Origin of the sequence: Flexivirga alba, assembly GCF_042661025.1 — a bacterium.
Taxonomy (GTDB): Bacteria; Actinomycetota; Actinomycetes; order Actinomycetales; family Dermatophilaceae; genus Flexivirga; species Flexivirga alba.
This window is the reverse complement of the sequence record NZ_JBHSWH010000001.1, coordinates 2,553,896-2,569,100: the sequence shown is the minus strand read 5'-3', so window position 1 is coordinate 2,569,100 and position 15,205 is coordinate 2,553,896. Positions and strand designations below refer to the sequence as shown.

Sequence of the window (15,205 nt, the reverse complement as noted above, 5' to 3'; positions counted from 1 at the left end):
CCAACGCAGAATAAGCCTCACTGAGTCAGCCGATCTTCAACTGCACCAATCGGTTTCGCACGTCCTCCAGTGACCGGTCGAGGTGCTCGGCAAGCTCCTCCGGCTCGAGTCCGAGGTCGATGCCGTCGCGGAGTTCTTCGTCATCGTCGGCGCCCCAGCCATCCGCCGGCGGCGCCTCGTCGGTGACCGTTTCGGTCTCGATGTCGGGGTGCGGAGCGAGCTCGGTCGGCACGTCGTGGGAGGCATCGACAGCCGTCTCCTCCGCCTCGACCGCAGCGCGCTCGACGTCGTCGGCATGGATCGCGGTGGGTTCGTCGGCGGCTATCTCGTCGAGCCTCTTGAGCGCCTTCAGCACGAGGGCACGATCGGTGGTCGGCCAGAACGGCGGCAGCGACTTCTGCAGGAAACCGGCGTAGCGCGCGGTGATCATCCGGGTGTCCAGGAACGCCACGACTCCGCGGTCGTCGTGATTGCGGACCAATCGGCCGGCGCCCTGTGCCAACCGCAGCGCGGCGTGGGTGGCCGACACCGACATGAAGCCGTTGCCGCCGCGTCGTGCTATCTCCTGCGAGCGCGCGGACGCCAGCGGGTCGTCGGGGCGCGGGAACGGAATGCGATCGATGATCACCAGTTGACACGACGGGCCCGGCACGTCCACGCCCTGCCACAGCGTCATGGTGCCGAAGAGGCAAGTGCGCGCATCGGCGGCGAATTGCCCTACCAGGGTGCGAATCTGGTCGTCGCCCTGGCACAGCACGGGTATGTCGTCACCCAACCGGGTGCGCATCTCCTCCGCAGCTGCGCGCGCTGCACGGGTGGAAGAGAAGAGCCCGAGTGTGCGGCCGCCCGCCGCACGCACCAGCGTCTCGATCTCGTCCATCGCGGCCGTCGACATGCCGTCGCGGCCGGGGGTGGGAGTTGCGAGGCGACATACGCGATGGCCTGCCGGGGGTAGTCGAAGGGCGAACCGACGTCGAGGCCGGTCCACTTGGGGCCGCCGTCCCCACGCAGCCCGAGCGTGCCGGCGACCGAGTCGAAGGAGCCGCCGAGCTCGAGCGTCGCCGACGTCATGATGACGGTGCGATCGCCGAAGACCTTGTCCCGCAACAGCATTGCGACGCTCATCGGTGCGACGCGCAGGATCGCGCCACGTCGCTGGTCCTGGGACACCCAGACCACGTCGAGCTCGCGACCCTCCAGGATCCGGTCACAGTTGTCGAAGATCTCGTCGATCGCGGCACGCGCGACCTGCCGGGACGCGTCGTTGTCCGCCGGTGACGCGGGCTTCAACTCGCTCTGCACCGAGCGTGCGGCATCGCGCACGCGGCTCAGCGCGAGCCCGAGATTGTCGGGTATGCCGACCAGGCGGCCCTCCTGAACGCCGTTCAGCAGCTCCTGCAGCAGCTCTCCCGCTTCGCGCATGGTCGACGCGTCCGCCATACGACCACAGCGGCGTGCCGCCGTCGCGATCATGCCGCCGGTGATCTCGTCGGTGATGGTGGAGGTGACGCGGTCGACGAGTTCGTGCGCCTCGTCGACAACGAGCAACTCGTGCTCGGGCAGCATCTGGCGCCCCTCGAAGGAGTCGATCGCCATGAAGCTGTGGTTCGTGACGACGACGTCGACTTCTTTCGCGGCGGCACGCGACCGCTCGACGAAACACTGCTGCACCATCGGGCACTTCGAGCCCAGGCACTCCTCGGCCGAGACCGACACCTGTCGCCAGGCTCGCTCACTGACGCCGGGGACCAGCTCGTCGCGCTCACCGGAGTCGGTCTCCTGCGCCCACTCCCGCAAACGCACGACCTCCTCGCCGATCCGGCCGGCGGCCCGATCAACTTCCCCGATGTCGAGCAGCGAGTCCTCGTCGTCCGGGTAGCCACCCTCGATCTTGTGCAGACACAGGTAGTTTCGGCGGCCCTTGACCAGGCCGTAGGTCGGCCGACGGCCGAGGATCGGGGCCAATGCGTCGGCGATCCGGGGCAGGTCACGGTCGACGATCTGGGCCTGCAGCGCCAGCGTCGCGGTGGCCACGATGGCCGGCTGTTTGGTCTCCACCGCGTGCCGGATGGCCGGCACCAGGTAGGCCAGCGACTTACCGGTGCCGGTGCCGGCCTGGACGAGCAGGTGCGACCCGTCGCGCGCGGCCTGGTCGACCGCCCTGGCCATCTGCTGTTGCCCCGGCCGGTCGCTGCCACCGACTCCTCCGACGGCAGCGTGCATCAGGGCATCGAGATCGGCAGGCATTCCCACAGGGTATGCGGTCCCCGGCTGCCGGGTGCATCGTCCACAGGTCCGTCGTTCCCTGTTGACCGAGAGGAGTACCGAACGACCGAGGGGAGTACGGATTCGGGCCGAATCCGTACTCCCCTCGGTCAGGTGGTGCTCCTCTTGATCACGTGAGGTCGTCGGTGCCGCGGCAGATCAGATAGGCGACCAGGGCGGTCCAGCCGGTCTGATGGGTCGCCCCCAGGCCGGAGCCGTCGTCACCGTTGAAATATTCGCTGAAGGTCGGGTGCGCGTCCCAGAGCGGACCGCTGGGGTACCACTTCGGAGTGCCGGGGCGCCGCCCGTCCGAACCCGGGCAGAACAGCGTCACCAAGCGGTCCATCAGGTCGGCAGTGATCTCGCCGAGACTGCTCTGCTGCCCGGAGCCGGTCGGGTGCTCCACGCGCAGGTCGGGATACGCCTCGGCATACGTCGCCAGGGCGTCGACCAGCAGGAAATTGATCGGGAACCACACGGGTCCACGCCAGTTGGAGTTGCCGCCGAAGAGTGCGCTGTCGGACTCGGCCGGCGTGTAGCCGACCGTGAAGTCGGCACCGTCGACGTCAACCGTCAACGGCGTCCGGTATGCCGCGGAGAGCGACCGTATGCCGTGCGGTGACAGGAACTCGTCCTCGGAGAGCAGCCGCGCGAGCAACTGCTCGCGGCGCTCCGCCGGCACCAGCGACATGGTGATACGGGTGTCGTCGTGGTGCTCGTGGTGTGCCAGCACGTCGGCCAGCCCGGTGTCCCGGCGTTCCAGCCAGTGCACCTCGCTGAGCAGGTCGGGCAGCTGCCGGGCGACCACCGGGTGGACGGATTCGACTGCAACCAAAGGCAACAGCCCCACGAGTGAGCGCACCGGGAGCCGCTCGGCGGTGCCGTCGGAACGGACCAGGGCGTCGTAGTAGAAGCCGTCCTGTTCGTCCCACAGGGAGATGCCGGTGCTGCCGAAATCGTCCATCGCGCGCGCCAGCCGTAGGAAGTACTCGAAGAAGGTGCGGACCGAGGCGCTCCAGCTGCGATCGTGCCGGGCCAGCTCGACGCCGATACGCAGCATCGACAGCGAGTAGAACGCCATCCAGCTGGTGGCGTCGGACTGCTCCAGGCGCATGCCGTCCGGCAACGGCTTGGACCGATCGAACGGACCGATGTTGTCCATGCCGAGGAAGCCGCCCTCGAAAAGGTAGGAATCGTCAGCGTCCTTGCGGTTGACCCACCAGGAGAAATTCATCAGCAGCTTACTGTAGACCCGGGCGAGAAACTCCCGATCCTCATCTCCTGCAAGGGAATACACCTGCCAGGCCGCCCACGCGTGCACCGGTGGATTGACGTCGTCGAAGTTCCACTCGTAGGCCGGCAGTTGGCCGTTCGGGTGCTGCGCCCACTCGCGAACCATCAGGTCGACCTGGTCCTTGGCGAACGCCGGATCGATCAGCGCGAGCGGGACGGTGTGGAAGGCCAGGTCCCAGGAGGCGAACCACGGGTACTCCCACTCGTCGGGCATCGAGATCACGTCGGCGAGGTCGAGGTGGGACCACCCAACGTTGCGCGCGCCGGCTGCCCGGCGCTGGGGCGGAGGCGTCGGGCCGGCCGGGTCGCCCTGGAGCCATTCGCCGATCGCGTAGCGGTAGAGCTGCTTGCCCCAGAGCAGGCCGGCGAACGCACGCCGCGCGATCAGGGTCTCCTCCGCACCGGCGGTCTCCGGTATGACGCCTCGGTAGAACTCATCTGCTTCGGCCGCCCGGGCCTGTTGGATCTTCGCGAAGTCGGCGAAGCCGCCGGCCGAGGTGGTGTCGACGGGTGCTGACGCGCCGTCGGTGCCGGCCGCGACCGCTCGCAGGCGCAGCCGCACAGTGCGGGTCTCCCCTGGCGCCATACCGCTCAATTGCCACCAGAAACCGACCTTGGTGCCGTGGTCCTTGCGCACCGCGGCTTCGTCGCCATGCACGATCGCCCGGTCCAGGCCGTTCTTCGGACAGTCCGTCCGTGGCTCTGCTCCCCAGAGGCCCGCGTCGTCGGTCTCGTTGTCACAGAAGAGAATTCGCGGGTCACCCTCGGCTTCGAGCTCGTAGCTGCCGAGCCAGGCATGCTGCAGGTGGACCGTGCCGTCGGTCAGTGTCATCGACGGCGTGCGGTCGTCGCGGCCGTAGGCCCAGGTGTTGCGGAACCACGCCTGCGGAATCAGCTGCAGGTCGCTCGTCTCGGGGCCGTGGTTGGTGACGTCGACCTGCATCAGCAGGTCGGTCGGGCTGGCCTTGGCATAGGTGACCGCAACGTCGAAGAACCGGTCGTCCGCCAGCACGCCGGTGTCGGTCAGCTCGAACTCCGGGTCGTTGCGGGTGCGCGCGGCGTTGGCCGCGACCAGCTCGTCATACGGGAAGGCGGCCTGGGGGTAGCGGTAGAGCCAGGAAGCGTAGGAGTGCGTGGGCGTGGCATCGGTCGGCCACCAGACCTCCTTGACGTCCTCGCCATGGTTGCCCTGCGCGTTGGTGAGGCCGAAGAAGCGTTCCTTGAGGCGGTCGTCCTTGCCGTTCCACAGTGCGATGCCGAGGTTGAGGAAGCCGAAGCGGTCGCAGACCGCCGCCATACCGTCCTCGCCCCAGCGGTACGCGCGACGGTGCGCCTGGTCGAAAGGCAAGTAGTCCCAGGCGTTTCCGTCCGCGGAGTAGTCCTCACGCACCGTGCCCCACTGGCGTGCGGAGACATAGGGTCCCCACAACCGCCAGGGGTCATCCGCACCGGGTGAAGCTGCGATGCGGTCGTGTTCAGGGTCGGCTGCTGGTGACGTCACCCGACCGATGGTGCCAGGTCACCACTGAGTCAACTACGTCAACGAGGGAGCGGGGTCGTCTAGACCGCGAAATCGGCGAGATCGGCCTGCAGGGTCGGAGTCACCTTGGCGTGCACGTGCGTGCCCTCGCCGGTGTGCTCGCTGGACAACACCTCGCCGTCTTCGTGGATCCGGGACAGCAGGTCGCCGCGGTTGTAGGGGAGCAGCAACTCCATCCGGATCTCCGGGCGCGGCAGCTCCCGTGCGACCAGCGCAGCGAGCTCGTCGAATCCGGCACCGGTACGAGCGCTCACTGCGAACGCGTGCTTCTCGGCCCGCAGGATCCGGTCGACGACCTCGGGGTCGGCGATGTCCGCCTTGTTGACGACGACGACTTCCTTGACGTCGTGCGCGCCCACGTCGGCGAGCACCGATCGCACCGCGGTGATCTGCGACTCCGGGTCGGGGTGTGAACCGTCGACAATGTGCAGGACCAGGTCGGCGTCGGCCACCTCTTCCAGTGTCGAGCGGAAGGCTTCGACCAGCTGGTGCGGCAACTCGCGCACGAAACCAACGGTGTCGACCAGCGTGTAGGTGCGGCCGTCCTCCGTCTCGGCCCGGCGGACCGTCGGATCCAGGGTCGCGAAGAGTTGGTTCTGGACCAGCACACCGGCACCGGTGAGCCGGTTGAGGATCGAGGACTTGCCGGCGTTGGTGTAGCCGGCAATCGCGACCGACGGGACGTGACCCGCGCGGCGGGAGTGCCGCTTGGTGTCGCGCATGGTCTTCATGCCCTTGAGCTCACCACGCAGCTTGGCGATGCGCGTATTGATGCGACGACGGTCCAGCTCGATCTTGGTCTCACCAGGACCGCGCGAGCCCATACCCTGGCCGCCGGCGGCCTGGCCACCGGCCTGGCGGGACATCGACTCACCCCAACCACGAAGTCGCGGCAGGAGGTACTGCAGCTGGGCCAACTCGACCTGTGCCTTGCCCTCCTTGGACTTGGCGTGCTGGGCGAAGATGTCCAGGATCAGCGCGGTCCGGTCGATCACCTTGACCTTGACGACGTCCTCGAGTCCACGACGCTGGCTGGGCGTCAGCTCGGTGTCGGCGATGACGGTGTCGGCGCCCTCCTCGATGACGATGTCGCGCAGCTGCGCAGCCTTGCCCGAGCCCATCCAGGTGCCCGGGTCCGGCTTCATCCGCCGCTGCAGCACACCCGCGAGGACGGTCGATCCGGCCGTCTCGGCGAGCGCCGACAGCTCCTGCATGGAGTGCTCGGCGTCCTGTGCAGTGCCCTCACCCCAGACACCGGCCAACACGACACGCTCCAGGCGCAGCTGGCGGTATTCGACCTCGGTGACGTCCTCGAGTTCGGTAGACAGACCCGCAACACGGCGCAGCGCGGCGCGGTCTTCCCGCTCGAACTGATCTCCGTCGTAAGACTCCTCGATCAGGAACCCGTCAGCGTCATACCTCGGGTCGTGATCGGTCTCCTCAGCCAGCGCTTCGGCGCGACCATCGAGCACATGTGAGCGAGCAGTCATCGCGCCTCCATCGGTGTTGCGTTCGGTCATGTTCCCCCTGTTCGGGCTTTCACGGTCGCAAATGTCAACGCCATACGCGAATGGTTTATTGCCCCGTGTGCGGTGTGACCACTGAGTATGGCGCCTCCGGCGACTACTGTCTGGGCGGTGAGCGACACATCTGGACACGACGCCGCTGCGCACGACCACTACTTCACCGCGAGTCCGGCCAGCGCCGACGAGCGGCGGACCATCAACGTGCCACTCGCGGGGCGCACGCGCGCCGTGCAGGTCGCTCCCGGCGTCTTCTCGGCGGAGCGGATCGACCAGGGCACCTCGGTCCTGCTGCAACACGCCCCGGAACCGCCCGCGTCGGGCACCTTTCTGGATCTCGGCTGCGGATGGGGGCCGATCGCCCTCACCCTCGGCCTGCGCTCCCCCGGCGCGCAGGTGTGGGGCGTCGACGTCAACGAACGTGCCCTGGACCTCGCCCGCGACAACGCGGCCTCGCTCGGCCTGTCGAACGTTCGGGCCGAGACCGCTGGCGCCATACCCGGCGAGTTGCGCTTCGACCTGATCTGGTCGAATCCCCCGATCCGGGTGGGCAAATCGGTCCTGCACGACCTGCTGCTGACCTGGCTCCCCCGGTTGACTCCCAACGGGGTCGCGTACCTCGTCGTGCAGCGCAACCTGGGCTCGGACTCGCTGCAGCGCTGGCTGATCGAGCAGGGCTTCGCGACCGAGCGCTTCACCAGTGTCAGGGGTTACCGGATCCTGCGGGTCCGGCAGCGGGCCTGACCGGCGAGCCGCCTCAGACGGGGAGCTCGACCGTTCCGGTGGCGACGATCTCGGCAGGCCCGGACAACAGGACGCGCTCGCCCTCGATGCGTATGCCGAGCCGGCCGCCCGGGACGTCGACGCGCCAATCGAGCTGGTCGGCCGGCTGCCCCGCCCACCACCAAGTGGCGATCGCAGCTGCAGCGGCACCGGTGCCGCAGCTCTGCGTCTCACCGACGCCGCGCTCGTGCACCCGCATCGCGATATGCCCCGGACCGATGGCCCGGACGAATTCGACGTTGGTGCCGCTCTCGGGAGCCGGATCAACGCGCGGCTGATGCGCGAGATCCAGTGTGCTCAGGTCGAATTCGGGCGGAAGAGCCACGACCGTGTGTGGGTTGCCCAGGTCAATGCTCAACGCGGGCAGCGGGTCGGCCGCACCGACCGCCTGCACCACGCTGTCCGAGCCGCGCTCGGCCGCTTCGGGTTCGCGCGCGAGGCGCCATACGCCCAGGTCGACCTCGAATCCACCGTCGACGACCGTCATTCGCTTGACGCCGGCACGAGTCGCAATGTCGAAGTCCCGCCCGCTCTCGAGGTGGTTGTCGAGCAGGTATTTCGCGAAGACCCGGGTGCCGTTGCCGCACATCTCGCCGACGGAGCCGTCCTGGTTGCGGTAGTCCATGAACCAGCGCGCCTCACCGGCGATCGCGCGCACGTCGGCCGGCGCGTGCTCAACGGGCACGACACGGATGACGCCGTCGCCGCCGACTCCGCCGCGCCGGTCCGCCAGGAACGCCGTCTCCTCAGCAGTGAGCTCGGGCGTCCCGTCCAGCGCGGGCACGAGCACGAAGTCGTTCTTCGTGCCGTGGCCCTTGACGAAACTGATGGTCCTCATACCGCCATTCAAGGTCATTGGACACCCACTCGTCACGCCGGTGTCACGGCCTGGACCCGTCACGGGCGTCACGGAGCGTCTGCTGAGCGCGGGCGAGCAGGTCTGGTGCGTCATACGGCTGCCAATGGATGCGTGGTTCCGGACCGAACCACGAGTGTTGCCTGCGCGCGAATTTCCTTGTCAGTCCTGCTGTTTCGTTCTTCGCCTGCTCCTCGCTGAGTATGCCGTCCAGCTGCTGCAGGGCTTGGGCGTAGCCGATCGCGCGGCTCGCGGTGCGACCCTCGCGCAATCCGATGCGATCCAGCGCACGCACCTCGTCCAGCAGGCCGTTCTGCCACATGCCTTCGACGCGGCCGGCGATGCGGGCGTAGAGCTCGCTGCGGTCGATCTGCAGGCCAAGCATCACTGCTGGCGCGATGAACTCGCGCTTGGGCATGGTTGCGCTGAAGGGCTCTCCCGTCAGCTCCATCACCTCGAGCGCGCGCACGATCCGTCGGCCGTTGCTGGGGTGGATCTGCTCGGCCGCGGGAGGGTCGGATGCAGCCAGTTCCGCATGCAGTGCGGGCGCTCCCTCCTGCTCCAGCCGCGCTTCCCAGCCGGCGCGTACGGCTGGGTCCGTGGGCGGGATCCGCAGGTCATCCAGAACCGCCCGCACGTACAGGCCGCTGCCGCCGACCAGGATCGGGACCCGCCCGCGCTCTCGAATGCCATCGATCGCCGCCCGCGCATCCCGTTGGTATGACGCAACACTCGCTTCGTCCCGCACCTCCAGCACGTCGAGCATGTGGTGCGGCACGCCCTCCCGTTCGGCCGGTGTCAGCTTCGCCGTGCCGATGTCCATCCCGCGGTAGAGCTGCGACGCGTCCGCATTGACGATCTCCCCGTCAATGGCATGCGCGAGCGCGATGCCGAGGTCGGACTTGCCGGTCGCGGTCGGTCCGACGACGGCGACGATCGGGTGCGGGGTCGTCATACAGGTCAGTGTGGCAAACGGGAACCTACGATGGCCCCGTGACATCCCTGCCGACCGCCGACCAGCTGCGATCGCGCATCTCCGGCGCCGCGCTGGAGCGGGCATTCGACTATTTCGCGGTGCAGCAGCCGGACCGGGCCGACTTCGAGACTGCCGCGGGGCGGATCCGCACCGACGCGGCCAGGCTCGCCCGGGTCGCCGAGGTCGTTGCCCAGTTGCGCGACGCGATGGGCCGGATGCTGCCGTGGGGGCAGCCGCCGCTACCCGCGAACTTCGACCCGCAGGACCCGGACGAGCCGGTCGAGGCGCGCTTCTTCTACCCGGTCGCGTTCGCGGCTACCCTGCCGGACACGTTGGCATACCACAGAACTCGCGCCATTCCGGATACCGCGTCGCGAGCGATCTTCGGCGATCTCGGGCGACACCTGCGGGTCTTCGAGCGCACCTTCGGGCACACCGGCCTGCACGTGCAGGACTGGTTCAGCCTGCACTTGCGCGGCGTGATTTACGATTTCGGCCGGCTGCAGGCCAACCTCGAGACACTGACCGTGCCGGCTGCCGAGTTGCGCGCCGCCCAGGTGCCGGCAGTCGCCGGGTCGGTGGTTGTCGGCATACACATCCCCGACAGTGGTCCGCTGCGACCGGCCGACGTTGATGCGTCCCTGGCCCGGGTGCGGCCGTTCCTGGCGCGTCACTTCCCCGAGCTACCACCCGTCTCGGTCGCGCGATGCACCAGTTGGTTGCTCGACGAGCAACTGCTCGACCTGGTCCCGGACAGCAACATCGCTCGCTTCTGTGCCCGCTGGCACCCGATCGGCGCACCGACGGACGGCGACGAGTCGGTGCGCAACTTCGTCTTCCGGCGGCCGTATGCCGAGCCGGCCGATCTCGTCGCCTCGACTCGGCTCGAGCGGGCGATGCTGGACCACTGGCGGTCCGGGGGCCACCTGCACCAGCGATCCGGCTGGCTGAAACTGCCCTGACGGTTCCCTCCTGAGCCCGAGTGCGGGAAGGTGGACGGTATGAGCACCGATCACGGCAACGAGGCGTACGAGCGCGAGGAAGAAGAGACGGCCACCGAAGAGGGGATGGCGCTGCTCCCCGGCCGCGACGACGCCAACGAGCCCTACGACGAAGAGTCCGAGGACTGACCCGATGCGTCATAGCACGACCTCACCGTCCGGTGGGGTAATCGCCACTGGGAACTCCACGCCAGTTCCCTGCTGGTTCGGTGTGAATACTCACTGATGGCAACGTTTTCCGGTGCTTCGGCATCTAGGTTCGCTCCGGCGTCTCATCCGACGTCACCCTGAGTACTCGGAGGAGCATCCACATGCCCAGATCCCGTTCTTCTGCACGCACCGCGACCACGGTCGCCAGCGTCGGCGTGCTCGCACTCGCCTTCGCGGCGAGTCTCGGCACGGGCGCGGCGCACGCGACCGCGAGCAATGACACCAAGGTGCCCGTCGCTGCCGGCACGAACGTCACCGCCATCCCCGGTGCGAAGGCGTTCGGCGACACCGACCCGAGCACTCCGGAGCAGGTGTCGTTCGTGCTGAAGGAACGGTCGAAGGGCGCCCTCGAGGCGCAGGTCGAGCACGGGGTCCGCCACCAGTTGAGCGTGTCGCAGTTCGCCTCGAAGTACGGTCAGAGCGAGCGGACGATCCACGAACTCACCAGCTATCTGGCGTCTTTCGGCATCACGACCACCGTGTATGCCGACCACGTCGACATAACTGCGTCGGGTACGGCCAGCCAGTTCGACAAGGCGCTGGCGGTGCAGCAGAAGAACTACAAGGTGCCCGCGCAACGCGGCAGCAACGGCCTCGGCCGGATCCCCGCGCAGACCGTCCACGGCACGGCCCAGCAGCCGACGCTGCCGCGCCACGTGGCAGACAGCGTCCTCGCGGTGCTCGGCCTGTCGAACTACGGCCCGTTCTCCTCGAACGCCAAGCACATCAACTCCGGCGTCCACGCCAAGTCTGCGGGCACGAGCGGCGTCGACTGCACCGCGCTCACCGGGCTGCCGGGTGCCTGCAACACTCCGACCGACTACGTGCAGCGCTACGGCCTGTCCAAGACCGAGCAGGCCGGCAACACCGGCGCCGGACGCACCATCGGCATCGTGACGCTCGCCGCACTCGACCAGGGCGCGCCCGAGTACTACTGGTCCAACGTGATGCACCTGCCGTCAACCGGCCGGGCCGTCACGGTCCAGAACATCGACGGTGGGCCGGGTGCGCCCAGTGACCAAGCGGGCACCGGTGAGACCGACTTGGATGTGGAGCAGTCCGGGGGTGTCGCGCCCGGCGCGAACGTCACGGTCTACCAGGCGCCGAACACTGACAACGGTTTTGCCGATGCGTTCTTCACCGCAGCCACCCAGAACACTGCCGACTCCGTGTCGGCCAGCTGGGGCGAGTCGGAGACGATCATCCAGGCATCCGTTGCCTCCGGAGTCGAAACCCCGCAGTACCAGGCGGCTTTCGACGAGGCGTTCCTCGAGATGGCGGTCCAGGGGCAGTCCGTCTTCGCCTCCGCCGGCGATCAGGGCGCGTATGACGCGAGCAACGACCTCGGCACGACGAACCTGTCCGTGGACGCACCCGCGGACAGCCCGTTCATCACCTCCGCGGGCGGGACGACATTGCCGTGGTCCGCAACGCTGACCAGCAGCAGCACCGGTAACTCTGCCGCTGTGTCGGTCACCGATGAGCGCGCCTGGGGCTGGGACTATCTCTGGGCCCCATTGGCCAAGCTGCATAACACGACCGAGGCGGCCATCGCGGTCCAGGACATCGGCGGTGGCGGTGGCGGCTACAGCGAGCTCGAGCCCGCGCCGTCATACCAGCGCGGTCTGGTCCGCGACTACTCCGCTGTCCAGTACTTGACGCCCACCAACATTCAGAAGGTCGACGGCATCAACGAGCCGACGACCTGGAGCTTCGCCGCGAATCCCGCGGTGACCACGGGCAGCAGCTCGGGTCGCGCCGAGCCCGACGTGTCGGCCGACGCCGACCCCTACACCGGCTACCTGCTCTACGAGCCGAGCGCGGGTGCCGGTAACGAGATGCAGGGCGGTTGGGGTGGAACGAGTTTCGTCGCTCCGCAGCTCAACGGCAGCGCCGCGGTGATGGATCAGGCCCTCGGTCATCGGGTCGGCTTCGTGAACCCGGTGATGTACCGGCTCGCTGCTGGCCACCACTCGCCGCTGAACCCGTTGAACACGAGCGGCACCAGCAACGACAACCTCTTCTACACCGGCACTGCCGGAACGCGGTACAACCCGGCGACGGGGCTCGGCACGCCTGACTTCGGTGCGCTGATCTCGCAGCTGCAGAACCGGTAGCCAAAGGTGGTTGAGTAGCTCGCGAGGAACGAGCGAGCGTATCGAAACCCATTCCGTAACAGCCGAATCCGCCGAGCAGCCAGTTGGGCCGCTCGGCGGATTCGTGTCTTGACCTTCAACCAGGTCGAAGGCCCAGGATCAGTCGTATGACGAAACGTGTGTCTCTCGGACAGGCCGTCGCATGAGCGTCCTGGTCCATCTGTGCCAGTCGTGCGGGCACCAACAGAGCTGGCACTCAGCAGGCAACGGCGGCTACACCTCGTGCCGTTGCTGCCGCGCTGACCAGTGTGACCCCGCACCGGAACCTGTTCTCCTGCAGACGTTCTCGTTCCCCGGCTGGCAGATCGAGCCGCCGCTCCCTCCCGGCACCGTCCGCAATTCCGGGTCGATGCACGCCACGACGTCCTGTGCGTGCGACGCGTGTCTGGCGGCATACCAACGGCTGGCGGGGATCGCCCGGCCCGCTTGAGGGCTGCGCGAATTCGGTTGCCTGCCGCGTCGTTCTCCCGCACTCTTGGAGCGTGACCGATTACCTCGCGCTCAATCGCGCCAACTGGGACGACCGGGCCGCAGCACACGCTGCGAGCCCGGACTACGGCGTGCCCGAACTCGTCGACGGCACAAAGCAATTGAGCGGTGTCGTGTCCTTCGATCAGGAGCGCCTGGGCGACATCACGGGCCTTGACGCGGTGCACCTGCAGTGCCACATCGGCACCGACACCTTGTCGCTGCACCGTCTCGGGGCGCGGGTGACCGGGCTCGACTTCTCCCCCGCGTCCCTGGCACAGGCACGAGAGATCGCGGCCCGCGCAGGGGCATCGATCGACTACGTCGAGTCGGATGTCTACTCCGCCCCAGAAGCTCTGGGCGGCCGCACCTTCGATCTGGTCTACACGGGCATCGGCGCGTTGTGCTGGTTGCCATCGGCCGACCGGTGGGCGCAGGTCGTCGCGTCACTGCTGCGTCCCGGTGGCCGCCTCTTCATCCGGGAAGGTCACCCGATGCTGTGGACCTTCGAGGAGGACGGCCTGGAGCCCAAGTACTCGTATTTCGAGCAACCCGAGGGCAATACGTGGACCGACGGCGGCACATATGTCGCCACCGACCACGTGTTCACCGCGAACACCGGGGTCGACTGGAATCACGGGCTCGGCGAGATCGTCACCGCGCTGCTGCGCCACGGGCTGCAGCTGACCGGGCTCGTCGAGCACGACAGCGTGCCGTGGTGCGCGTTGCCCGGCCTGATGTCGGTCGACGAGCACGGTGAATGGCGCCTCACCGAGCGACCCGAGCGCCTCGCCGCCAGCTACACCCTGCAGGCGACCAAGACCTGACCGACACCGTTTTGCATACGGCGTCGGTCCTTGGCCGACGCCGTATTTGTATGTCTTACAAAGGATTTCATCATGCAGAAGATCAACGACCGGCTCTTCAACTGGGCTTCACTGCTCGAGGACAACACTCGGGAGCAGGCGGAGCTCGCCGCAACGATGCCGTTCATCCACCCGCACCTTGCGCTGATGCCGGACGCCCACCTCGGGCTCGGTGCCACCGTCGGATCGGTCATTCCGACCCTGCGGGCCATCATCCCGGCCGCGGTCGGGGTCGACATCGGCTGCGGCATGATCGCCGTCCGGACCCAGTTCGCCGTCGGCGACCTGCCGGAGGACCGGTCCGTCATACGGCACAGCATTGAGCGGTCCATCCCGCTGTCCGCCGGCGGCTACAACCACCGGATCACGCGGGAGCACACGCAGATTCGGCTCGACGAGCTGTCTGCGATGGCGCACGATGCGGGGTTCGACCCGGCGTCATACGCCAAGAAGTGGGACGTGCAGCTGGGCTCGCTCGGCTCCGGCAACCACTTCATCGAGGTGAGCCTGGACGAGCAGGACCGGGTCTGGCTGTTCCTGCACTCCGGGTCGCGGGGTGTCGGCAACCGGATCGCGCAGCGGCACATCAAGGTCGCGCGGGACCTGTGTGAGAAGTGGTGGATTCCGCTGCCGCACAAGGACCTTGCCTATCTGGTCGAGGGCACGCCGGAGTTCGACACCTACCTGGCCGAGCTGCGGTGGGCGCAGCACTTCGCGCTACTCAATCGGGAGGAGATGATGGACCGCGTCGTGCACGACGTGTCGCACTGGGTCGGTGAGCCGGTGGTGGAGCAGGAGCGGATCAACTGCCACCACAACTACACCGAGCGGGAGCGGCACTTCGGCAAGGACGTCTGGCTGTCCCGGAAGGGCGCGATCAACGCCGAGGCGGGTCGGCCGGGCCTGATCCCGGGGTCGATGGGCACTGCGTCATACGTCGTGGTGGGCAAGGGCAACCCGCTGGCGCTGAACTCGTCCCCGCACGGCGCGGGGCGGGCCTACTCACGGTCGGCCGCGCGGAAGGCGTTCACCGTGGAGCAGCTGCGGGCTGCGATGGACGGCATCGAGTACCGGGACACCTCGGCGTTCCTGGACGAGATTCCGCAGGCCTACAAGGACATTGACGTGGTCATGCAGGATGCTGCCGACCTCGTCGAGGTCCGGCACACCCTGCGGCAGATCGTCAACGTCAAGGGCGACTGATGCCGGTGCCGTTGAGAGTGCAGTTGTGGTCGTTCCGAGTGATCGGAGGCGACCACAACTGCACT

11 protein-coding genes and 1 pseudogene are annotated in these 15,205 nt (G+C 67.8%); 7 read left to right on the top strand and 5 right to left on the bottom strand.

Annotation, left to right across the window (positions count from 1 at the left end; genetic code table 11):
• Positions 1 to 25: 25 nt before the first annotated feature.
• The 3 genes and pseudogenes from ACFQDH_RS12665 to hflX form a co-directional block, all read right to left on the bottom strand.
• A pseudogene (locus ACFQDH_RS12665) lies at positions 26 to 2,247 on the bottom strand (ATP-dependent DNA helicase).
• Between the two features lie 148 nt (positions 2,248 to 2,395).
• Positions 2,396 to 5,059, bottom strand: a complete 2,664-nt coding sequence (locus tag ACFQDH_RS12660; RefSeq protein WP_382401804.1) for an MGH1-like glycoside hydrolase domain-containing protein — start codon at positions 5,057 to 5,059, stop codon at positions 2,396 to 2,398.
• Positions 5,060 to 5,118: 59 nt separating this feature from the next.
• A complete protein-coding gene (gene hflX / locus ACFQDH_RS12655; protein ID WP_382401802.1) occupies positions 5,119 to 6,588 on the bottom strand; it encodes a GTPase HflX in 1,470 nt (489 codons plus the stop codon).
• A gap of 147 nt (positions 6,589 to 6,735) precedes the next feature.
• Here hflX and ACFQDH_RS12650 point away from each other — a divergent pair, with 147 nt between their 5' ends.
• On the top strand, positions 6,736 to 7,365 hold the full coding sequence (locus ACFQDH_RS12650) for a class I SAM-dependent methyltransferase (protein WP_382401800.1): 630 nt from the start codon (positions 6,736 to 6,738) through the stop codon (positions 7,363 to 7,365).
• A 13-nt stretch (positions 7,366 to 7,378) separates the two neighbouring features.
• On the opposite strand, the gene dapF is transcribed toward ACFQDH_RS12650, so the two are convergent.
• On the bottom strand, positions 7,379 to 8,242 hold the full coding sequence (dapF, locus tag ACFQDH_RS12645) for a diaminopimelate epimerase (protein WP_382401798.1): 864 nt from the start codon (positions 8,240 to 8,242) through the stop codon (positions 7,379 to 7,381).
• A gap of 43 nt (positions 8,243 to 8,285) precedes the next feature.
• A complete protein-coding gene (miaA, locus tag ACFQDH_RS12640; RefSeq protein ID WP_382401796.1) occupies positions 8,286 to 9,215 on the bottom strand; it encodes a tRNA (adenosine(37)-N6)-dimethylallyltransferase MiaA in 930 nt (309 codons plus the stop codon).
• Positions 9,216 to 9,253: 38 nt separating this feature from the next.
• On the opposite strand from miaA, the gene ACFQDH_RS12635 reads away from it, so the two are divergent.
• The 6 genes from ACFQDH_RS12635 (at position 9,254) to ACFQDH_RS12610 (ending at position 15,140) form a co-directional block, all read left to right on the top strand.
• Entirely contained in the window at positions 9,254 to 10,198 is a 945-nt protein-coding gene (locus ACFQDH_RS12635) for an acyltransferase domain-containing protein (protein WP_382401794.1), read from the top strand.
• 39 nt (positions 10,199 to 10,237) lie between these two features.
• A complete protein-coding gene (locus ACFQDH_RS12630; protein WP_382401793.1) occupies positions 10,238 to 10,366 on the top strand; it encodes a hypothetical protein in 129 nt (42 codons plus the stop codon).
• Between the two features lie 182 nt (positions 10,367 to 10,548).
• Complete coding sequence (locus ACFQDH_RS12625; protein ID WP_382401791.1) at positions 10,549 to 12,564, top strand: S53 family peptidase; 2,016 nt, start codon at positions 10,549 to 10,551, stop codon at positions 12,562 to 12,564.
• Between the two features lie 181 nt (positions 12,565 to 12,745).
• Positions 12,746 to 13,033 carry a hypothetical protein gene (locus ACFQDH_RS12620; protein WP_382401789.1) on the top strand — a complete coding sequence of 96 codons (288 nt, stop codon included), beginning with the start codon at positions 12,746 to 12,748 and terminating at the stop codon, positions 13,031 to 13,033.
• A 52-nt stretch (positions 13,034 to 13,085) separates the two neighbouring features.
• Positions 13,086 to 13,898 carry a class I SAM-dependent methyltransferase gene (locus tag ACFQDH_RS12615; RefSeq protein ID WP_382401787.1) on the top strand — a complete coding sequence of 271 codons (813 nt, stop codon included), beginning with the start codon at positions 13,086 to 13,088 and terminating at the stop codon, positions 13,896 to 13,898.
• A gap of 72 nt (positions 13,899 to 13,970) precedes the next feature.
• Positions 13,971 to 15,140 carry an RtcB family protein gene (locus tag ACFQDH_RS12610; RefSeq protein ID WP_382401785.1) on the top strand — a complete coding sequence of 390 codons (1,170 nt, stop codon included), beginning with the start codon at positions 13,971 to 13,973 and terminating at the stop codon, positions 15,138 to 15,140.
• The last annotated feature ends 65 nt before the right edge of the window (positions 15,141 to 15,205 follow it).